The sequence below is a fragment of the Microbacterium sp. LMC-P-041 genome, from assembly GCF_030209555.1.
Lineage (GTDB): Bacteria > Actinomycetota > Actinomycetes > Actinomycetales > Microbacteriaceae > Microbacterium.
Map to the genome: position 1 here is coordinate 189,167 of NZ_JARVRV010000005.1, position 19,846 is coordinate 209,012.

The 19,846-nt window shown below is 66.4% G+C and carries 21 protein-coding genes, 1 tRNA gene and 1 pseudogene; 13 read left to right on the top strand and 10 right to left on the bottom strand.

The window, feature by feature from the left end:
- Nucleotides 1-9: 9 nt before the first annotated feature.
- A complete protein-coding gene (locus QRN21_RS11050) occupies nt 10-1,014 on the bottom strand; it encodes a LacI family DNA-binding transcriptional regulator (RefSeq protein ID WP_187250355.1) in 1,005 nt (334 codons plus the stop codon).
- Nucleotides 1,015-1,297: 283 nt separating this feature from the next.
- Between QRN21_RS11050 and QRN21_RS11055 the strand changes: the two genes are divergently transcribed.
- The 8 genes from QRN21_RS11055 (at nt 1,298) to QRN21_RS11090 (ending at nt 10,320) form a co-directional block, all read left to right on the top strand.
- Nucleotides 1,298-2,614, top strand: a complete 1,317-nt coding sequence (locus tag QRN21_RS11055) for an ABC transporter substrate-binding protein (protein WP_053097426.1) — start codon at nt 1,298-1,300, stop codon at nt 2,612-2,614.
- A 103-nt stretch (nt 2,615-2,717) separates the two neighbouring features.
- Nucleotides 2,718-3,857: a carbohydrate ABC transporter permease gene (locus QRN21_RS11060; RefSeq protein ID WP_053097425.1), complete on the top strand. Its 1,140-nt coding sequence runs from the start codon at nt 2,718-2,720 to the stop codon at nt 3,855-3,857.
- Nucleotides 3,854-4,813: a carbohydrate ABC transporter permease gene (locus QRN21_RS11065; RefSeq protein WP_285364083.1), complete on the top strand. Its 960-nt coding sequence runs from the start codon at nt 3,854-3,856 to the stop codon at nt 4,811-4,813. The genes QRN21_RS11060 and QRN21_RS11065 overlap by 4 nt, the downstream gene beginning before the upstream one ends.
- Nucleotides 4,814-4,902: 89 nt before the next feature.
- Nucleotides 4,903-6,279, top strand: a complete 1,377-nt coding sequence (locus QRN21_RS11070) for a cystathionine beta-synthase (protein WP_056279809.1) — start codon at nt 4,903-4,905, stop codon at nt 6,277-6,279.
- 66 nt (nt 6,280-6,345) lie between these two features.
- Nucleotides 6,346-7,497, top strand: a complete 1,152-nt coding sequence (locus QRN21_RS11075) for a cystathionine gamma-synthase (protein ID WP_285364086.1) — start codon at nt 6,346-6,348, stop codon at nt 7,495-7,497.
- 160 nt (nt 7,498-7,657) lie between these two features.
- A complete protein-coding gene (locus tag QRN21_RS11080; protein WP_447647975.1) occupies nt 7,658-9,022 on the top strand; it encodes a multidrug effflux MFS transporter in 1,365 nt (454 codons plus the stop codon).
- 30 nt (nt 9,023-9,052) lie between these two features.
- Nucleotides 9,053-9,691 (top strand): phosphatase PAP2 family protein, encoded by a 639-nt coding sequence (locus tag QRN21_RS11085; protein WP_072591647.1) that lies wholly within the window; start codon nt 9,053-9,055, stop codon nt 9,689-9,691.
- Between the two features lie 29 nt (nt 9,692-9,720).
- Nucleotides 9,721-10,320: a GNAT family N-acetyltransferase gene (locus QRN21_RS11090; protein ID WP_285364088.1), complete on the top strand. Its 600-nt coding sequence runs from the start codon at nt 9,721-9,723 to the stop codon at nt 10,318-10,320.
- Nucleotides 10,321-10,619: 299 nt separating this feature from the next.
- On the opposite strand, the gene QRN21_RS18025 is transcribed toward QRN21_RS11090, so the two are convergent.
- The 4 genes from QRN21_RS18025 to QRN21_RS11105 form a co-directional block, all read right to left on the bottom strand.
- Entirely contained in the window at nt 10,620-11,141 is a 522-nt protein-coding gene (locus QRN21_RS18025; RefSeq protein ID WP_350223953.1) for a type II toxin-antitoxin system PemK/MazF family toxin, read from the bottom strand.
- On the bottom strand, nt 11,047-11,295 hold the full coding sequence (locus QRN21_RS11095) for a hypothetical protein (protein ID WP_285364090.1): 249 nt from the start codon (nt 11,293-11,295) through the stop codon (nt 11,047-11,049). Before QRN21_RS11095 ends, QRN21_RS18025 begins: the two co-directional genes overlap by 95 nt.
- Nucleotides 11,292-12,035 (bottom strand): hypothetical protein, encoded by a 744-nt coding sequence (locus tag QRN21_RS11100; RefSeq protein WP_285364092.1) that lies wholly within the window; start codon nt 12,033-12,035, stop codon nt 11,292-11,294. The genes QRN21_RS11095 and QRN21_RS11100 overlap by 4 nt, the downstream gene beginning before the upstream one ends.
- 81 nt (nt 12,036-12,116) lie before the next feature.
- Nucleotides 12,117-12,536 carry a hypothetical protein gene (locus tag QRN21_RS11105; protein ID WP_285364094.1) on the bottom strand — a complete coding sequence of 140 codons (420 nt, stop codon included), beginning with the start codon at nt 12,534-12,536 and terminating at the stop codon, nt 12,117-12,119.
- Between QRN21_RS11105 and QRN21_RS11110 the strand changes: the two genes are divergently transcribed.
- Entirely contained in the window at nt 12,535-13,365 is an 831-nt protein-coding gene (locus QRN21_RS11110; protein WP_285364096.1) for a hypothetical protein, read from the top strand. The two genes, QRN21_RS11105 and QRN21_RS11110, sit on opposite strands and share 2 nt — an antisense overlap.
- 69 nt (nt 13,366-13,434) lie before the next feature.
- Nucleotides 13,435-13,974: a hypothetical protein gene (locus QRN21_RS11115; RefSeq protein WP_285364098.1), complete on the top strand. Its 540-nt coding sequence runs from the start codon at nt 13,435-13,437 to the stop codon at nt 13,972-13,974.
- Between the two features lie 192 nt (nt 13,975-14,166).
- On the opposite strand, the gene QRN21_RS11120 is transcribed toward QRN21_RS11115, so the two are convergent.
- From QRN21_RS11120 to QRN21_RS11135, 4 genes are read right to left on the bottom strand one after another with little or no spacing between them, the layout of a single operon-like run.
- Nucleotides 14,167-14,736, bottom strand: coding sequence for a hypothetical protein (locus QRN21_RS11120; RefSeq protein ID WP_285364100.1), 570 nt, complete (start codon nt 14,734-14,736; stop codon nt 14,167-14,169).
- Entirely contained in the window at nt 14,733-14,885 is a 153-nt protein-coding gene (locus QRN21_RS11125; RefSeq protein ID WP_285364101.1) for a hypothetical protein, read from the bottom strand. The genes QRN21_RS11120 and QRN21_RS11125 overlap by 4 nt, the downstream gene beginning before the upstream one ends.
- 9 nt (nt 14,886-14,894) lie before the next feature.
- On the bottom strand, nt 14,895-16,247 hold the full coding sequence (locus tag QRN21_RS11130) for a hypothetical protein (RefSeq protein WP_285364102.1): 1,353 nt from the start codon (nt 16,245-16,247) through the stop codon (nt 14,895-14,897).
- Nucleotides 16,248-16,271: 24 nt separating this feature from the next.
- The gene (locus tag QRN21_RS11135) at nt 16,272-16,931 is read right to left on the bottom strand and encodes a hypothetical protein (protein WP_285364104.1); all 660 of its coding nucleotides are present in this window, start codon (nt 16,929-16,931) and stop codon (nt 16,272-16,274) included.
- Between the two features lie 70 nt (nt 16,932-17,001).
- Here QRN21_RS11135 and QRN21_RS18045 point away from each other — a divergent pair.
- Nucleotides 17,002-17,677 (top strand): annotated as a pseudogene (locus tag QRN21_RS18045) (tyrosine-type recombinase/integrase); the annotation flags it as partial.
- Between the two features lie 50 nt (nt 17,678-17,727).
- On the opposite strand, the gene QRN21_RS11145 reads toward QRN21_RS18045, so the two are convergent.
- Nucleotides 17,728-17,815: transfer RNA gene (locus QRN21_RS11145), tRNA-Ser, on the bottom strand.
- Nucleotides 17,816-18,059: 244 nt separating this feature from the next.
- Here QRN21_RS11145 and QRN21_RS11150 point away from each other — a divergent pair.
- Together QRN21_RS11150 and trhO are read left to right on the top strand one after the other, a co-directional pair.
- On the top strand, nt 18,060-18,938 hold the full coding sequence (locus QRN21_RS11150) for a hypothetical protein (RefSeq protein ID WP_285364106.1): 879 nt from the start codon (nt 18,060-18,062) through the stop codon (nt 18,936-18,938).
- A gap of 9 nt (nt 18,939-18,947) precedes the next feature.
- Complete coding sequence (gene trhO / locus QRN21_RS11155; RefSeq protein ID WP_056279814.1) at nt 18,948-19,838, top strand: oxygen-dependent tRNA uridine(34) hydroxylase TrhO; 891 nt, start codon at nt 18,948-18,950, stop codon at nt 19,836-19,838.
- Nucleotides 19,839-19,846 lie beyond the last annotated feature (8 nt).

The following is a 19,846-nucleotide window of genomic DNA, read 5'->3' on the forward strand; positions in this document are numbered from 1 at the left end:
GAGGAGCGGTCAGCGTCGTCCGGCGGTGGAGCTCCGGACGACCAGCGAGGATGTCGTCACGGTGCGCTCGCGCGGAGAATCCGGGTGGTCGATCTGCTGCCGCAGCAGGCGCACTGCCTCGTGGCCCTGTTCGCGCGGTGACTGCCTGATGGTCGTGAGTGCGAACATCTCGGCGTGCTGGTGGTCGTCGACTCCGACGATGCTGAGCTCGGTCGGCACGGCGATGCCCAGGCGACGTGCCGCGATCATCGCGCCGATCGCCGCCTCGTCGCAGACGCCGACGATCGCGGTGGGGCGTCCTCTGCGGTCACCGAGGAGCTCGACGGCAGCGGCGTAGCCGCCGGGCATGGTCGGGCGGCTGTCCGCGATCCTCGCGACCGCCTCGAGTCCCGCCGCGGCGAGAGCCTCGAGATATCCCTCCACGCGCTGGGCGTCGCCGAAGCTGAGATGGTCCGGATCCATGGATCCGCCGACGAACGCGATATCGGTATGGCCGAGTTCGATCAGGTGCTCGGTGGCGATCCGGGCGGCGGCGATGTCGTCGATCGACACGGCACTGGATCCCTCACTGTACGGACCGACGCTGACGAGCGGTCGCTCGGAGCGGTGCAGACGTTCGAGCTCCTGTGCGCTGGGCTGGATGCCGACGGCGATGATCCCGTCGAACCGTCGCCCGGGCAGCACGACGTCGAACAGGCGCTCGCGGGTCTCGCTGCCTTCGCGGATGCCGTAGAGCGCGAGCTCGTAGTCGAGGGCGAACAGCGATTCCTGGATGCCGGCGAGCAGCTCCGAGAAGAACCAGCGGTCGACCGGCGGCATGATGACTCCGACGGTCTGCGTGCGGCCCGTGGCGAGACTCGTCGCGGAGGAGTGTGCGACATAGGCGAGTTCTCCGGCAGCATCGGCGACCCGCTTGCGGGTGTCTTCCGAGACGTAACCGCGGCCGCTGAGTGCTCGGCTCGCCGTCGCCTTCGACACGCCAGCGCGCGCCGCGACGTCGGCGATCGTGCTCATCCGGTCCTCCTCGACCATGACTGCGACGCGAGCCCCCACCCCCTGCGCCGATGACAGCGTAACGGGTCGCAGGGGCGAAAAGGAACCGGTTCCACAGGAATTGTGAGGGAGCGCTCCCATGGTTCGTGCCAGGGCGCTGCGAATGGTTGTCAGTCTGTGATCCTGGCTTATTGTGCCGCGGCGTCGGACCCCGATAGGTTGTCCTGGAATCGGTTCCCGATTCTGTGCCGAGGGGCGGCGCGGAATGTCGTGGGAGCCGGGAAACTCGAAGAGGAGAATTCACATGGGTCTGTCACAGCGTTCCCGGCGTTACGCGCCAATCGCACTGCTGGGAGTCGCGGGCATCGCGCTCGCCGGTTGTGGTGCTCCCGGCGGCACGGACGGCGGGGGAGAAGGCGGCGGCGGAGACAACACCGTCACGATCTACGGCACGATCGTCGAAGGAGAGGCAGAACTTCTCGCAGAGTCCTGGGCGGACTTCGAGAAGGAGAACGACATCACGATCAAGTACGAAGGCAGCCAGGACTTCGAGACTCAGCTCGGCACCCGTGCACAGGGCGGCAACCCGCCCGACATCGCGATCTTCCCGCAGCCGGGTCTGTTCGCGGACTACGCGGCTCGCGACTTCCTGAAGCCGGCCCCTGACGCCGTCGAGGCGAACGCCAAGGAGTACTGGACGCAGGGATGGGTCGACTTCGGCACCTACGAGGACGAGTTCTACGGCGCGCCGCTCATGGCGAGCGTCAAGGGCTGGGTCTGGTACTCGCCGACGAAGTTCGCCGAGTGGGGAGTCCAGGAGCCCACGAGCTGGGACGAGCTGCTCACACTGACCCAGACCATCCAGGAGAAGAGCGGCAAGGCACCATGGTGCGCCGGCTTCGAGTCGGGTGTGGCGACCGGCTGGCCCGGCACCGACTGGATCGAGGACCTCGTGCTCCGCAACGCGGGCGCCGACGTCTACGACCAGTGGGTCAAGAACGAGATCCCCTTCACCGACCCGCAGATCAAGGAGGCGTTCGACGCCACCGGCGAGATCCTGCTCAACCCGGCCTACGTCAACGGCGGCTTCGGCGACGTGCGCTCGGTCAACTCCACGGCATTCGGCGACGTGGCCCCTGCGGTCGCGAGCGGCGAGTGCGCACTGACGCACCAGGCGTCGTTCCTGTCGGGCTTCTTCCCCGAGGGCACGAACATCGCCGAGGACGGCGACGTGTGGGCGTTCCTGCTTCCGAGCCAGAGCGAGGACGAGACGTTCATCACCGGTGGTGGCGAGATCGTCGGCGCGTTCAGCGACGACGAGGCGACGCAGAAGGTGCTCGAGTACCTCTCGAGCCCCGAGTGGGCCGACAGCCGTCTGGCGCTCGGTGGCGTGACGTCTGCGAACAAGGGCGTCGACATCGAGGCCGTCGAGAACCCGATCCTGCAGGAGTCGATCAAGCTGCTCCAGGACGACTCGGTCACGTTCCGCTTCGACGGATCCGACCAGATGCCCGGCGCCGTCGGCTCGGGAACCTTCTGGAAGGGCATGGTCGCCTGGATCAACGGCACCTCGACCGACGAGGTCCTGACCCAGATCGAGACCGGCTGGCCCTCCAGCTGATCGGATGAGGTGGGCCGCCCCGTCGGGCGGCCCACCTTCTCCCTCTCGGTCCGCGCATCGCCGCGCGGACCGCTGATCAGCTCCGTCTCATGAAGGGGAATCCATGAACGCGACTGTGTTCTTCCAATGGATCGGGTCTCTGCCCCCGATCGCCCAGGCTCTCGCCGTCGTCATCGCGTTCGCGGTGGTCGTCGTCGTCATCCTGCTTCTCGTCGACATCGCGCCCCGCAAGGGCGCGCTCTACACCGGCATCCGCCTGGCGATGTGCCTGCTCATCCCGTTCGCGGTGATGTGGTTCTTCAACTCCTATTACTGGGCGATGGGAGTAGCGGTCGCCGTCGGCGCCCTGTTCTTCTTCCTCGACTACCGTTCCCGCGACGGAGCCGGGTACCTGATCCAGCTCGTGGCATTCATGGCCCCGGCCATGCTGCTGCTGCTCGCGGGCCTGATCCTGCCGTCCATCCAGACGGTCTACGCGTCGTTCTGGAACTCCACCGGCAGCGACTTCGTCGGCTTCTCGAACTACCTCTGGATCTTCACGCAGTCCGACGGCGTCACCTCGGTCGTGAACACGATCGTCTGGGTGCTCCTGGTCCCGACGCTCTCGACCATCGTCGGTCTGGCCTACGCGGTGTTCATCGACAAGACCCGCGGCGAGAAGATCTACAAGCTCCTCGTCTTCATGCCGATGGCGATCTCGTTCGTCGGCGCGAGCATCATCTGGCGCTTCGTCTACGCCTACCGCGGTCCGGAGTTCGAGCAGATCGGTCTGCTCAACCAGATCCTGGTCTGGTTCGGCGGAGAACCGCAGCAGTTCCTGCTCAACGGACCGTGGAACAACCTCGCCCTCATCGTCGTGCTGATCTGGGTGCAGACCGGTTTCGCGATGGTCGTCCTGTCGGCGTCGATCAAGGGAGTTCCCACAGAGCTCCTCGAAGCGGCCGAGCTCGACGGCGCGAACGCGTGGGAGCGATTCCGTTCGGTGACGATCCCGTCGATCCGCCCCGCGCTGATCGTCGTCCTCACCACCATCTCGATCGCCTCGCTGAAGGTCTTCGACATCGTCCGCACGATGACCGGTGGCAACTACGGCACCTCGGTGCTCGCGAACGAGATGTACACGCAGTTCTCCAAGTTCGAGGCGGGACGCAGCGCTGCGCTCTCCGTCATCCTGTTCATCCTGGTGCTCCCGATCGTGATCTACAACGCGCGCCAGATCAAGAAGCAGCGGGAGATCCGATGACCGACACCGTGAACTCAGACACCGGACAGAGCACGAGGGCGATCACCACCGCCGGACGCTTCGAAGCCTCGGCCGGCCGCGCGCGCAAGCGCCTGAGCCGTCCGTGGGCCACTATCGCGTCGATCGTGATCGCCGTGGTGTGGACGATTCCGACGCTCGGCCTGTTCATCTCGTCGTTCCGTGAGAGGGACGCGATCGAGACGAGCGGCTGGTGGACGGTCTTCACCAACCCGCAGCTGACGCTCGACAACTATGTCGCTGTGCTGCAGTCCGGAACGACGCAGCTGACGATCCTGGAGTCGTTCTTCAACTCCATCGTGATCACGATCCCCGCCACGCTCATCCCGCTGATGATCGCGGCGATGGCGGCCTACGCGTTCTCCTGGATCGACTTCAAGGGACGAAACGCGCTGTTCATCTTCGTGTTCGCGCTGCAGATCGTGCCGATCCAGATGGCTCTGGTGCCGCTGCTGTCGTCGTTCTCGCGGGGCATCAACCTGTTCGGCGTCCAGGTGACGCAGGGACTGGACGCCTCGGGCGGCTACGCACAGGTGTGGATCGCGCACACGATGTTCGCGCTGCCGCTGGCGATCTACCTGCTGCACAACTTCATGTCGGAGATCCCGGGGGAGATCATCGAGGCGGCTCGCGTCGACGGCGCCTCCCGCGGACAGATCTTCTTCCGGATCGTGCTTCCGCTGACGATGCCGGCGATCGCGTCGGTGGCGATCTTCCAGTTCCTGTGGGTGTGGAACGACCTGCTCGTCGCCCTCGTGTTCGCCGACGGCGCCGCCTCGCCGATCACGAAGGTGCTCGCCGAGATCACCGGTCGCGGCGAGGGATGGTACCTGCTCACCGCAGGAGCCTTCGTGTCGATCATCGTCCCGCTGATCGTCTTCTTCTCGCTCCAGCGGTACTTCGTGCGAGGACTCCTGGCGGGGTCCACCAAGGGCTGATCGGCTCTCGGAGACAGGTCGAGCACACGATGCCGCGATCGGGCGCAACACAGCCCCGGTCGCGGCATCGTCGCACGTACGCTGTGAACATGAAGTACGCAGACTCCATCGTCGACCTCGTCGGCGACACGCCCCTCGTGAAGCTCCAGCACGTCACCGAGGGCGTGGAGTGCACGGTTCTCGTGAAGCTCGAGTACCTCAACCCCGGCGGCTCCGCGAAGGACCGCATCGCCTCGCGCATCATCGACGCGGCCGAGGCCTCGGGCGACCTGCGGCCGGGCGGCACGATCGTCGAGCCGACCAGCGGCAACACCGGCGTCGGACTCGCGCTGGTCGCCCAGCAGCGCGGGTACAAGTGCGTCTTCGTGCTGCCGGACAAGGTCGGCGAGGACAAGATCGACGTGCTGCGCGCCTATGGTGCCGAGGTGGTCGTCACTCCGACCTCGGTGGCGGCCGACAGCCCCGAGTCGTACTACAGCGTGAGCGACCGGCTCGCCCGCGAGATCCCCGGGGCGTTCAAGCCCAACCAGTACGAGAACCCCAACGGGCCGCGCAGCCACTACGAGACCACCGGCCCCGAGATCTGGCGAGACACCGACGGCCGCGTCACGCACTTCGTCGCCGGGGTCGGCACCGGGGGCACGATCACCGGAACCGGCCGGTATCTGCGGGAGGTGTCGGACGATCGGGTCCGCATCGTCGGAATCGACCCCGAGGGCAGCGTCTACAGCGGCGGCACCGGGCGCCCGTACCTGGTCGAGGGCGTCGGCGAGGACATCTGGCCCGGCGCCTACGACCCGAGCGTGCCGCACGAGATCGTCGCCGTCGACGACGCCGAGTCGTTCGCGATGACCCGGCGGCTCGCGCGAGAAGAGGGCATCCTCGTCGGAGGCTCCAGCGGCATGGCCGTGGTCGGCGCGCTGCGGGTGGCGCGTGATCTGCCGGCGGACGCTGTGATGGTGGTGCTGCTGCCGGATGGCGGGCGCGGGTATCTCGGCAAGATCTTCAACGACGGCTGGATGCGCTCGTACGGGTTCAGCGAGGTGGAGGAGGGCGAGACCGTCGGCGACGTGCTCGCCGCGCGCACGGCCCGTCTAGGGGAGGGCATCCCCGATCTGGTGCACGCGCATCCGACCGACACCGTGCTCGAGGCCATCGGCATGATGACCGAGTACGACGTCTCTCAGCTGGTGGTGCTGAGCGCCGAGCCGCCGGTCATGATGGGCGAGGTGGTCGGCACGGTCGACGAGAAGGGGCTGCTGGACCTGCTGTTCCGAGGCGATGCGAAGCCCGCGGACGCCGTGGGCGATCATGTGGGGGACAGGCTGCCCCTCATCGGCATCCACGCGCCGATCGCGCAGGCACGTGCGGCGCTCGCCGACGTCGACGCGCTGCTCGTCACCCTCGACGGCAAGCCGCACACGGTGCTCACACGACAGGACCTGCTGTCGTACATCTCCCGCTGATCCCGCACGGACGCCGGACGTAACAGGAGCGGATGCGGTCGCCGGAGCGGACGTAGGCTGAGGGACATGTCCGAGCATGCCTTCGCCACCAGAGCCATCCACGCAGGTCAGGCGCCTGACCCGACCACCGGGTCGATCATCCCGCCGATCTATCAGGCCTCGACCCATGTGCAGGACGGCATCGGCGGGTTCCGAGACGGGTACGAGTACAACCGAGCCGGCAACCCGACACGGTCATCGCTCGAGACGCAGCTCGCCGCACTCGAAGGCGGCGCGAGCGCGCTGTCGTTCGCGTCGGGGCTCGCTGCGGAGGATGCGCTGCTGCGCGGCATCCTCCGACCGGGCGATCACATCGTGCTCGGCAACGACGTCTACGGCGGCACCTACCGACTGCTCACCAAGGTGCTCGCGCCCTGGGGCATCGAGACCACGACGGTCGAGCTGTCGAACGTCGACGAGCTGCGCGCGGCGATCCGGCCCGAGACGAAGATCGTCTGGGTCGAGACGCCCAGCAACCCGCTGCTGAAGATCGTCGACATCGAGCTCATCGCCGAGATCGCCCACGCGGCCGGGGCGATCGCCGTCGTCGACAACACCTTCGCCTCACCGGCACTGCAGCAGCCGCTCTCGCTCGGCGCCGATCTCGTCGTGCACTCGACCACGAAGTACCTCGGCGGGCACTCCGACGTGCTGGGCGGTGCGGTCGTGTTCCGCGACGACCGTTTCTTCGAGCAGGTCAAGTTCCAGCAGTTCGCGGTGGGTGCGGTCTCCGCGCCTCTCGACGCCTGGCTCACGACCCGCGGCATCAAGACGCTCGCGGTGCGGGTGCGCCAGCACTCCGAGAACGCGCAGGCCATCGCCGAATGGGCAGCCGGCCGCCCGGAGTTCGCGACCGTGTACTACCCGGGGCTCGCCTCTCACCCGGGGCACGACGTCGCCACGCGGCAGATGAGCGGGTTCGGCGGGATGCTGTCACTCGGTCTCTCCGCCGGTGCCGATGCAGCCAAGTCGTTCGCGGAATCGACCGAGCTGTTCCAGCTCGCGGAGTCCCTCGGCGGTGTCGAGTCGCTGATCGGATACCCGCCGGACATGACCCACGCCTCGGTGCGGGGCACCGCGCTCGCCGTGCCCGAGAACGTCGTTCGGCTGTCCGTCGGCATCGAAGGCGTCGACGACCTGATCGCCGACCTCGAGCAGGGGCTCGCTCGCCTCGGCTGACCCCTCAGCGTCGATGGCGCACGCAGGTGGGCGCGAGCGGGCTGTAGCATGGAGACTTCGCCCGGATCGAATCGATTCGACTTCCGTCGCGGATTCGGCCGCTCTCGCGACGTGATCCCTCGCGACTCACCTGATCCCCTCCAACTCCGGAAGGACCGTCGTGCCCGACGCTCCACGCACTGACTCCATCCCGACCGCCCCCGCTCCCGAGCGGACCGCCACGGGCAGCATCCGTATCCCGTCGTCGACGGGCGCGATCCGCACGCTCGGCTCGAACCCGGCCACCGCGCCGATCATGCTGCACCCCGGCGACTCGATCTCGAACGGCCGCCGAGCCCTGTACATCGTGCTGCTCGGCGCGCTCACCGCGCTCGGCCCGTTCACGATCGACCTGTATCTGCCTGCCTTCCCGGTGCTGGAGCAGGACTTCGAGACCACGGCGGCAGCGATCCAGCTGACCCTGACGGGCACGATGGTCGGCTTCGCGCTCGGTCAGCTCGTCGTGGGCCCGCTCAGTGACAAAGTGGGCCGCCGTATCCCGCTGATCGTCGTGACAGCGCTGCACGTGCTCGCCAGTGCGGCGGCGGCGTACGCGCCCACCCTTCCGCTGCTCAGCGGCGCCCGCGTGTTGATGGGCGTGGGAGCGGCCGCGGGCGGCGTCGTCGCCATGGCCATCGTCCGCGATCTGTTCGGCGGCCGCAGGCTCGTGGTGATGCTGTCGCGGCTCGCCCTCGTGTCGGGCGTCGCCCCGGTGATCGCCCCGCTGATCGGCTCATGGCTGCTCACGCTGATGCCGTGGCGCGGCATCTTCGTCGTGCTGGCCCTGTACGGCGTCGTGATGCTCGTGTCGGCCATCGTCTTCATCCCCGAGACGCTGCCGATCGCACGCCGCCAGGAGAAGGGCGGCGCGACAGTTATGCAGCGCTACCGCTCGGTGTTCTCCGATCGCGTCTTCATCGGCGTGCTGATAATCGGGGGCATGACCTTCTCGGGTCTGTTCTCGTACCTGTCGGCCTCGCCGTTCCTGTTCCAGCAGACGCACGGGCTCGACGCGCAGCAGTACGGTCTCCTGTTCGCGGTCAACTCGCTCGGTGTCGTCGCCGGCGTGCAGACGGCCTCGCGACTCGCCGCGCGCTTCGGACCGCAGTGGGTCATGGCCTACTCGACGGCGGTCCTGCTTCTCGCGGGCATCGCCATCATCGTGACCGATCAGCTCGGCCTCGGGCTGTGGGGCACGGTCATCCCGCTGTTCGTCTTCATGACGGCCTGCGGCTTCACCTTCCCGAACGTGCAGGTGCTCGCTCTCGACAGGCACGGCAAGGCCGCGGGCACCGCGGCGTCCGTGATCGGAGCCACGAACTTCGGCGTCGCAGGGCTGATCTCGCCGGTCGTCGGCTGGGTCTCTCAGGGTGCGGGGATCACCGCCACGACCATGGCCTCCGTGATGGTCGGATGCGCGGCCATCGGGGTCCTGTCACTGTGGCTGATCGTGCGTCCACGGACTGTCGGCATGCTGGCTCCCTGACTTTCAGCTTCCGACCGGCAGAATGGTTCGATGAGATCACGAACGCTGCTGTGGTGGGGAATAGGGATGCTCGTCGCGGCGACGCTCCTCGGAGCGGCGATCGTGTTCGGGTACACCGAGCCTCCCGGCTTCGACACCTGGTGGAACGAGACGATCAGCACGTACCGCACCGACGCGATGCTGTCGTTCGCGTTGGTGCTGAACAGCATCGGCGGCGGGTGGATAGCGATCCTGCTCGTTCCGCTGCTGCTGATCACCGCTCTTCTCGTGGCTCGGCGATGGCAGGCCGCCGTGTTCGCCGCTGTGGCGTTCCTCGCGAGCGCCGGCGCCGTGCAGCTGCTGAAGCACCTGTTCGGACGAGCGCGCCCGGAGGACATGATCGTCGTGAGCGACTACGGATCGTTCCCTTCGGGGCACGCCGCCAACGCGGCGACGATCGCGATGGTCCTGTGGCTGGTCTTCCCTCGCGTGTGGACCGCGATCCTCGGCATCCTCTGGGTGGTCGCGATGGCGCTCTCGCGTACTCTCCTGTCGGTGCACTGGGCCACCGACACGCTGGGCGGTGCGCTGGTCGGCGCCGGCGTCGTTCTCGTGCTGGGGGCCTGGCTGCTGCCGTGGGTGCAGTCGACGTCGCAGCGGGACGACCCTGCAGTCGCGCCGGTAGGCTGACACCGTCCACATCGCATCGAGGAGCAGCATTGTCGCGCATCCGTCCGTATCGTCCGTCCGACCGTGCCGCGCTGTACGACATCTGCGTGCGGACTGCGGATGCCGGAGCCGACGCGACCGGGATCTTCTCGGACGACTCGCTCTGGGGCGATCTCTTCGCCGTGCCGTACGTCGAACGCCACCCCGACCTCGCCTGGGTCGTCGAGACCGACGACGAGCGCGTGATCGGCTACATCGTGGCGACGGACGACACGGATGCCTTCGCGACCTGGTTCCGCGACGAGTGGTGGCCTAGGCGACAGGAGCGGTACCCGAGGGTCGACGAGGCGAGCACCCGTGAGGATCGCATGATCGAATACGGCTATGCGCAGGCCCCGGGCCGGGACGCGAACGCGGAGGAGTACCCCGCGCACCTGCACATCGACCTCCTGCCCGAGACCCAGGGTCAGGGACTCGGGCGCCAGCTGATCGAGACGCTCTTCAACGAACTGCGCCGCCGCGGAGTGCGGGGGCTGCATCTGGGCATGGACCCGAACAACACGGGCGCCGCCGCCTTCTACACGCGGCTGGGCATGACACCGCTCCCTGCGGAGCCGGGCGGACAGAGCTTCGGCGTGACGTTCGACTGAGTTCTCGGCCGGGCGGCGTCCCCGGTGCTCGCTGCGCTCGCGCCTCCCCGAATCGCCAGCGCTCGATAAAAAGCATGAAGGGCCCCCGCTGGCGCGGAGACCCTTCATGCTTTTTGGCGGTGACGGCGGGATTCGAACCCCAATTCGGCTCCCGCCGTTCCAAGGACGAAGTGCTCGACCGGCGAGAGTACGCCGATCTAGCGCACGTTTCGATTAGCAGGCGGTGCAACGGTTATGAGAATCGTTGCCACCTCGTTGCCATGAGATCGGGGCATTCGGTGCGTACCGAAGCTGGCAACTCAAACGTGCGCGCCGGGCACTGCTGCGAGCTGGGGGGTCGCGAAGAGACGCTCGACCTCGGTCAGGACCATGTCCCAATCCGCCTGAATGAGAGTGCCCAGGGAACCCCGGTTCCAGAGAACGCCCGACGGGTGTAGAGACATCAGTCGCCGGCACCTTACGAAGGACCCTCGTCCTGCTAGTCCAGCTGCGGCCTCATCGGCAAGTTTGACGTCACCGCCGCGCGCCTTCGACGGGTCTCCACCGAATGTGGCGCATGGCACCACAAGCACGTTGTGATCATCGTTCTTGGCGAAGGTAGACCACCCCAGGATGATGACCGGGCGCACCTTCGACTCGACTACCTCGTCGTTGAAGGGAACTTGGGCGTACCACACCTGCCCCCGTTGAATCAGAACCTGCATGTGCAAGGTCCCCGTAGGCGGGTCAGTCGCTCCAGCGGGCGTCGGCTTGTTCCGCGGCAGCGCGGTCAAGCTCGTCGACCGGGCGGAAGTCATCGGTGTCGATGACGATTCCCTCATCGGCGCCGGTGGCGAGCGCGTTCCGGATCCCGCTGATCGCGACAACGATGCGGGCACCCGTGAGTCGGCTGCTTCGCGCAACGGTAGGAGCGATGTCAACCCAGTCTGCGTCGACCGTCCCGATCCTGCGCTCAAGTGTTGGTGTGGAACTCATTGTTTCCCCCGGAGATTTTTCGTGATCTGAGCGTATAAAGCAGTTGCGAGCTTGTTGGACACACTATCGATATCCGCTACAGCATTCATAACACCTTCCGCGTCTTGAATATTCTCGGGCGCGAGGCTCGAGAACGTCGAGTCGACGAACACGGAGGCTTCTGGAAGTTCGTCCGGATGGATCGCTGCAGCCGACGCTTCCGGGCGATTAGTCGCGATCCGGCCGATAGGCGGACGGGCGAGTCGATCGACGAGCTCCTCAGCGCTTACCACACCCCATTCTACCTGACCGCTGTACTCCGGGGTCAGCACGTCCATCAGGGCCGAGATGTCCACCGGCACGGGGACATCCGACGACAGATCGATACCCGACATCAGACGTGAGAGCCCCGCGCGAGCTTCGTTGTACGGCAACCCAGCCAGGCCCTCGGACCACGCTACTGATCCGCTCTTGAGCCGGAGGTCCTTGGGCTCAAGGACACCCAGCGCCCCCGCGACTGCTTCGCGAAGGACACCGACACCTGCCTCAAGGGCAGCCCCGTCCTCCAACACCATCCCGGACCGGCTCACTGTCAGACGGATATCTCGCGAGAGAATTGCCACTCCCGTCGTTCCCTCGCGATCATAGAAAGATACGGGGTCGAGGTTCGCCTCGATCCAGTCGAGGAATTTGAGCTGTCGGCGAGCGAACGTCACGATCGGCGTCCAGGTGAATCGATAGCTCGTAGTCCATCGTTGCATGGTATGCATCCTATACACGCTGGGTCTGGGTGACGTCCGCAACCTTCAGCAATCGATCTGTCATCTCTGAAGTGTTGCCGCCTAAACCTGACGCATCGTCTTGCGCACGTCGGCCTCACCCTCGTAGCGCCACTCGATGAAGATGCGGTGTGCAGGCTGTGACATATATCGGGCTCGCACCTGGAGGGCGAGAAAGTCTCCATACTCCACAGTGTGAGGACGCGGCGGGGCCCCGATCAACTGAGCTGCCTCGTCGGGCTCGACGGTAATGCCGAGGACCTCGATCGTGCGGCTCGACTGGTTGCGGAACGCCATCGTGCCTTCCCCAATGGCTTCGACTGCGCTCCAGACCGGCGGTAGGGCGGCGCGTTGCACTTTGAGTGCTTCCTCCGCGGTCCGATTCGCTTCGTCTGCTCGACGGTTCGCGCCCAGCGCGTATAGCGCCGCTGCGCCTGACGCGATGACGGCGAGTACAGCGACGACGAAGCTGGCGATTTCCATGCCTGGCACTCTATCGAGGCTCGAAGCGATACTCCGGGTTGCGGTAGTGATACTCGCCGTCCCATGTGCTTCCGGCATCGTTGAAGCGGTAGCTGCCCTCGTGCACGGTGATTCGCTCGGGCAACCGCGCGCCGTGGTTCACCGCGACACTCCCGTGCCCCGCTTTCGGACCGCCGATGAATGGGGCAGACCCGGGATCGCGCCAAGAAGCGTGACCGATACGGTGATCGGTATGAATTCAGACGAATGGGCCAGATGGTGGGTCGACGTTGGCGGCCAGGTCGTCGCTGGCGTCGTAGTGCTCGTCCTCGTCGCCGCTGGAGCCGCCGTCACACCTTGGGGGAAGCGGATCCGTGACCGGATAGTTGCTGCGCTGCGGACCGCAGTTAGATTCGTCCGCTCGCTGAGAATCACGACGCGTCCGCGGATCGAGGCGGAGGTCGAGGCGGCCGTTGAGGTGGCCGTGCGGGAAGCAACCGAACCGGACCCCGACGATGACGGCGAGGAACGGCCTCTGCGTCCCGACGAGTACCGGGGCTGGGTGATGGAGCGTGCACCCGAGCCGCGGACCTGGCTTCTTCGTAACCAGACGGGTCAGGTCGGAACGGTCGAGGCACTGATGCTGGGCGTCAACTCGAACTTCGAGTGGGAGTACCCGGACCTTCCCGTGACGCTGGCTGACGGAGAGTCGGTTACGTTCCCCGCGCGGCGGATCCGCACTGCGACGAGCTTCTTGCCCTTCATGGACAGGCCGATGGCCAACGTAGTGTGGGAGGACGATCACGGCGACCAGCGCGAAGACATCGTCTGGATCGTGATCGACCACTAACCAGCAAGGGGCTGAGCTGTGTGCAGGAGCCGCTACGGTGAGGTCACTAACGAAAGGAGGGCCGCAACGATGCAGCCCACTAAGCAGCACCGAGAGACGGCCTCTGACCTGGACCGCAAGTTCCGCCGGGATCAGCACGTCGCGGTACTCGTCAGCGAAAGCGACGAGAACACGCACGCGCGTTGGTACGCGCGTGTGCTCACCGCGCTGACCATCACGGCCGCCGGTGAGGAGATCATCTGGGCGCAGATGCAGTTTCGGGACGAGGGCACGGGTGAGGTGTTCTTCACCGTGCTCACCGCGCAGGCGGTGATCCTCGGACATGCCACCGGCGTCAAGGGGGACAGCCCGAAGGTCGATGACGTGCGAGCGATCGGACGCAAGGCCCTCGCCTTGGTGGAGGTGAAGGCCAGCACCGCGATCGACGAGAACAGTTCGTCCGCGCATGCCTGGCCCGGCGACGTCCAGATTTACACCGAGTACCTCGTCCCGGAGAAGCAGGGGAAGCAGGTCGTGCTGTTCGTGGCCTACGAGAAGCAGAGCAACCAGGAGACCGAGCATCCGCTGCTCCGACTCCTCGCCGAGTTGCAGAAGGATCTGAACTCCTGAACGGGGGTGAGACGGCGCTACTCCGAGCGGATGCGTCGTCTCATCGTCCCCACTGCTCTGGCCGCCGTGCTCGCCCTCCGCGCGTTCTCTGAGCGGTGCGTAGAAGGGGCCCCGGCGCAGGTGGTCGCCGGGGCCCTGGGAAAGGATGCGCTGCAGGACGCCCAAGACCGCAGCGCGATCCGGTCTACATGGTCATCTCTGGATCTCGACCTTCCGGCCAAGGCTGACTGTCTGGACGGCGCGGCCCATCGTCTGCACCACCTTCGAGGCGACTGCGACGGGGTGGTGGCTCTCACCCGCCACAGTGACCTTGTTCAGCTGCATACCGTGCCCCCAGGATACGAAGTACTCACGATCGAGGTTGGGAACGTCGAATGGGTCGAGGTGTGAGTAGTTAGGGCTGGGCAGGCCCACGCGGTCGAGTACGTGAGCGGCTTCTTCGACGACTCGATTGCGCTCAGCAACGGCCGCTGCGAGGGTCTCGACTGCTGCAATCACTGCGGCGGCCGCAGCGTCGGTTTCGCTGTCGATGTTCGCGAGCAGCGCGGCGGCCTCTCGTTTTCCCTGTTCACGGCGCTCGTGGGCTGCCTGCCGCTCCGCGGCCTCTTGCCGTGCTGCCTGGCCCTTGCGAGCGAGTCCCGCGAGGGTGGCCCGCTCACGGGCGTGGGCGAGCTCCTCCGGGGTGACAGGCTCGCCGTCGATGGCCCGTTGCTCGAGGGCGGCGAGATCGGCCTCGAGGTCGGTGGTCTGGTCGGTGCTCATTTGTTCTCCTTGGGGATGGTGCGGTGTTCGTGACGGTGTCGGCGCTGCGCTCGTATCTCGTCGATTGGGTGGGCGGGGTGTTGGTGGCGGGTCGCGCGGATGGCGTCGATGCGTTCGCGGTCGTTGTTCGTTTCTGGTTCTGTGGTCATGGTTGCCTCCTAGGCGTCGAGGATCTGCATCGCTTCCCATGCATCCGACTTGGCATCCCGCGACACAGGATTGCTGATCTGCACGTTCGGGCGTCCCAGTGCGGATTGCAGCGACTGGACATCGGCGCGTAGAGCTTGAAGCTCGCCGACGAGGTCACCGCCGGCCCCGAGACTCGAGGCTGCGGGTGTCGTGACACGCACCATCGTTGTGCCTGTGTCGCGCATCGGGAACACGGGTCTGCCCTCTGCGAACCGGGGCACCTGGAGCGTCCCGTCGACGGCGGCCCGCCGGATACGCGCCCACGCGGAGTGTCCGCCGGCGGCCTGCACCTCGGCGGCCGTGACGACGTGCTCGCCGTTCGACAGCAGAGCGGGGATCGAATCCGACGTGCCCGAGCCAGGCCCGAAGACCGGACCACCCGTCGCCCACTGGCCGGGGCTGACCTCCCGGTTGCCGACCTTCGTGACACCGCTCGTCGTGACGTGGATGTTCATCGACCGGTTTCGCGCGAGAGTATTGAGAGCCTGCTCGACAGAGACGAACGAACCATCGTCTTTTCTCACGGTCACTTGGCCGGCCGGGAGCGTTCGGATATCAACGCCGAGCCTCGCGAGCGCATCCCGCAGCCCGGGGAAGTCATCGCTGGACACCTCGAACTGCTTGTCGGGCGTGGACAGGATCTGCTGCGCGAGCTCTATCGCCTTGAGCTTCTCATCGGTCGCATTCGAAGAGAACACGGTCGAGACGAGTGCGGGCTGCTCCAGCGTGGCGGCCACAAGCGCGGCAATTGCCTCCTCGCTCAGACCCGCTTGACGTGCCGAGTCAGCGAGGGCGGTCGCGTACTTCTCGTGAATCGCGCGGCCCTCGTCGAGGGAGACACTGTGCTCGCCATTCTTTGCGGCGGCGTCTGAGGCCTCTCTCATGGCGTTGAGGTAGTCGTCGCCTAGGCCCTGGATCTGGGTGCGTAGCTGGGAGCCGGCGGACGTCTGGGTATCGATCTCTCCGTTGGCGAGCACGAGCGTACTCGCCAGCCGGTTGCCGTTCTCGTCGGTCGCGGCGAACGCCTCATCAAGGGACCGGACCTGGTCGTTGAGGTCCTGGGTGAGGTCGGCCTGAGAATTGGTGCCGCCGCGGAGCTCATCGAGTACTTGCTTGAAGGCCTGTAGGCGCGATGTGGCATCCGCTCCGACATCGCTAGTGATCCGCAGCGCCTCGTTGAGACGTTGGTTAGAGCGTTCGGCGTCTGTCATCGCCAAGGCTGCGCGCCGATCTTCTTCCGTCTTCTTGCGGGTTTCCTCGGCAGCAGTGCGTGACGCTTCGGCGTTCACCTGCACGGTCTTGGTGAAGTTTTCCTGCTCCAAGGCCGTGATCTTGAACTGGTTCGACTAGTCACTCAGAGCAGCGTTCACCTGAGACATCGCGTCGGAGTTGCCCAGCATCGCGTTCGTCACTGTGTTGAGCGAGAGGCCGAGCTTCGTCGCCGTCTCAGCGACCGTGCTCGACTCCATCCACGCCCACGACTCGCGGTTGGTGAGAGACTCCTTCGCGAGCGCGCGCGTCGCGTCGGTCATCTCGCCTGTGACGGCGACGAGGGTGTCCTTGTACGCCGCCGTCTTCTCGCGGACCTCCTGGGCGCGCTGGGCCTGCTCACCCAGCGCGGCAGTGAGAACGGCGGCGGCCGTCGAAACACCCAGCAAGATGAGCCCAACCGGGTTGGCGACGAACGCCGCCTTGAGGCTGTTGCCGAGCCCAGTTGCGAACCCGCCTGCGGCGCGGAACGCGGTCCCCATCGTAGTCGCGCCGCCGCCTGCTTCGAGCGCAGCTTGAGCCGAAGCGTGAGCATATTCGGTGACGAACTTGATGCCGTCTCCGACACTGCTCAACAACGTCTCGTTGCCGCGGAGCGCTGCGAATAGAGCAACACCAGCTGCGGCCGACGCGAGCATCGGGGCCGGGATCTCGCCGATGATGTCCGCGAGCGGACCAGCCACCGAGACGACGGCACTGATGCCAGACGCGACCACGGGCAGGGCGGCGTTGAGCACGCCCGACATCGTCGTAGCGAGGCTCACCGTCACGGGGATGAGCGGCTTGAGCTCGCCCATGAGAGTCAGTCGCAACGTTGCTCGAGGTGTGGCACTCCCGCGCAAGGTGCCGAAGTCGAAGCCCTACCTGACGCACGAGCAGGTCGACAGACTCGCGGCGGCCTCCACATACCCCGTGCTCGTGCTCTTCTTGGCCTACAGGGCCTCAGATGGGGCGAGGCCACGGGGCTGCGGGTGAAGCAGGTAGACGCGCTCAGGCGTCGTGTGAGCGTCGAGGAGAATGCGGTCCTTGTAGGGGGAGTGGTACACGTCGGAACTCCGAAGACTCACGAGGCACGCTCGGTGCCATACCCGGCGTTCCTGTCCATGTCGATTGCGAAGCTGTGCGAGGGGAAACGCCGCGAGGATCTCCTGTTCGGCGACGGCGTCACGCACATGCGGTTGCCGAATAGCGTGCGCGGATGGTTCGCGTTCGCGGTGAAGCGTGTGCGCGACGCGGATGAGGACTTTCCCCGCGTGACGCCGCACGACCTGAGGCACACCGCGGCCTCGCTCGCCGTTTCTACCGGCGCGCATGTGAAGTCGGTTCAGCGAATGCTTGGTCACGCCTCAGCGGCAATGACGCTTGAGACGTCTACGCGGACCTCTTCGAGGACGACCTCGACAGCGTCGCAGAGGCTCTCGATGTGGCTCGCCATGCTGCAGTTGTTGCCGGAACGTTGCCACGGGTCACCCCCGCGAAATGACGAAGGCCCCGCACCCCCAGTGTTTCGTAGGGGAGTCGGGGCCTTCGATTTGGCGGTGACGGCGGGATTCGAACCCGCGGTTGCTTGCACAACACACGCTTTCCAAGCGTGCTCCTTCGGCCGCTCGGACACGTCACCAAGGAACAACCTGAACAGTCTATCCGATCGGGTGGGCAGCCCATGACCAGCTCGTGTGAGGAGCATCATCCGGCGGGATGCTGCTCCACCGGTATGCGATCCGTCCGAGCCTTGCGCCCGCAAAGCGATGCTCTCTAGCCTCGAACGTAGACACTATGCAGTCATATAAGAGCGCACGGCCAGGGTGTGTGAGCCCGGCCGCGCAGCCGACACCGATCGGCGAACTCGTCTCGGAAGGACGTTCATGGCGACAGACCCTTTGCCCACCGTGGCCAGCACTTCTGTGCGCACCGCGTTGCGCCTGGCACACTCCCGCGCTCTCGCAGACCTCGGCCTCGATGCGATCGGCCGTTCCCGCTTCGGATGGCGCGACCGGTCGATCGGCTCAGCCGTCGAACGGGCCGGCTCCTCATACTGGTTGCGAGTCGTCTGGGCTCGAAGCGAGTGGGCGAGGAGCTCGTGGTGGGTCGGCAACCAGGACGCGATGACCATCGCCGGGGTCGAGAAGCCCCGACTGATCGACGCGCGGGCGTGGGAGGAAGGACCGCTGGTGTATCGGGCCGACCTCATGAGCCTGCTTCCCGGTCGGGTGTGCGCTCCGACATCCGTGCTCGAGCGGACGCCCGGGCTGGACGAGACGTGGTGGACCGCGCTCGAACGCAACCTCGACGCCGTCGCGGCGACGCCGACGGAGCGCACCGTGCTCGATTCCGAGATCATGCGCCGCAGGATCGGCGTGTTCTTCGGCATCGACCTCGACGTCGACCAGGACGACTGGGTGGCGAGCCACGGCGACCTGCACTGGAACAACCTTCACCGGGAGCCGTTCGCGATCGCCGACTGGGAGTCCTGGGGTCTGGCGCCGCGCGGCTATGACCCGGCGTTCCTGCTCGGACACTCCCTGGCCGTTCCGCACGTGGCAGATCAGATCGCGCGGCGATTCCGTCGGGACCTCGAGACCGAGAGCGGCATCGTCTCTCAGCTGTACGTGATGACGAAGCTGCTCACGCGTGCGGACGCCGGAGAGCACGTCGGACTCGTGCCCGCGGTGCATCGTCACGTCGGGCGGCTTCTCGGCACTCGGGTGCCGCTGCGGCGTCGGGCTCCCGCTCGTGCGACGTAGGATCTCTGGGTGGCAACCCCCAAGATCGTCCTCTTCTACGTCTTCACCCCGCTCGCCGATCCGGATGCGATCCGGGTGTGGCAGCGCGACCTCGGCGAAGCGCTCGGGCTGCGCGGACGGCTCCTCATCTCGAAGGACGGAGTCAACGGCACGTTGGGCGGTGACCTTCTGGCGCTGAAGAAATGGGCGCGGTCATTCCGGGCCTATGCGCCCTTCAAGAACGCCGACATCAAGTGGAGCGAAGGCACCGGCGTCGACGCCGATGGTCGTAGCGTCGACTTTCCGAAGCTCAGCGTCAAGGTGCGCGACGAGATCGTGTCATTCGGAGCGCCGGGCGAATTGCGGGTCGATGAGAACGGCGTCATCGGCGGCGGCACTCGGCTCACACCGGAAGAGCTGCACGAGCTGATGGGGGAGCGAGGCGACGAGGTCGTGTTCTTCGACGGACGCAACGCGCTCGAGGCGCAGATCGGCCGCTTCCGGGGAGCGGTCGTTCCCGACACCGAGACGACTCGCGACTTCGTGCAGCTGCTCGACTCGGGTGCCTACGACGACCTCAAAGGCAAGCCGGTCGTCACCTACTGCACGGGCGGCATCCGCTGTGAGGTGCTCTCGAGCCTGATGACAGCCCGCGGGTTCGGCGAGGTGTACCAACTCGAGGGCGGCATCGTCCGCTATGGCGAGCAGTACGGTGACGAGGGCCTCTGGGAGGGGTCACTCTACGTGTTCGACAAGCGCGGCTCCGTCGACTTCTCCGACCACGCGGCCGTCATCGGCGAGTGCGTCGGCTGCGGTGTGCCGACCAAGCGCACCGCGAACTGCCCGGACCCCGCCTGCCGCACCCAGTTCGTCGTCTGCGAATCCTGCGACTCGGTGCGCTGCGAGCTGCACGCCGCCTGATCCCCTGG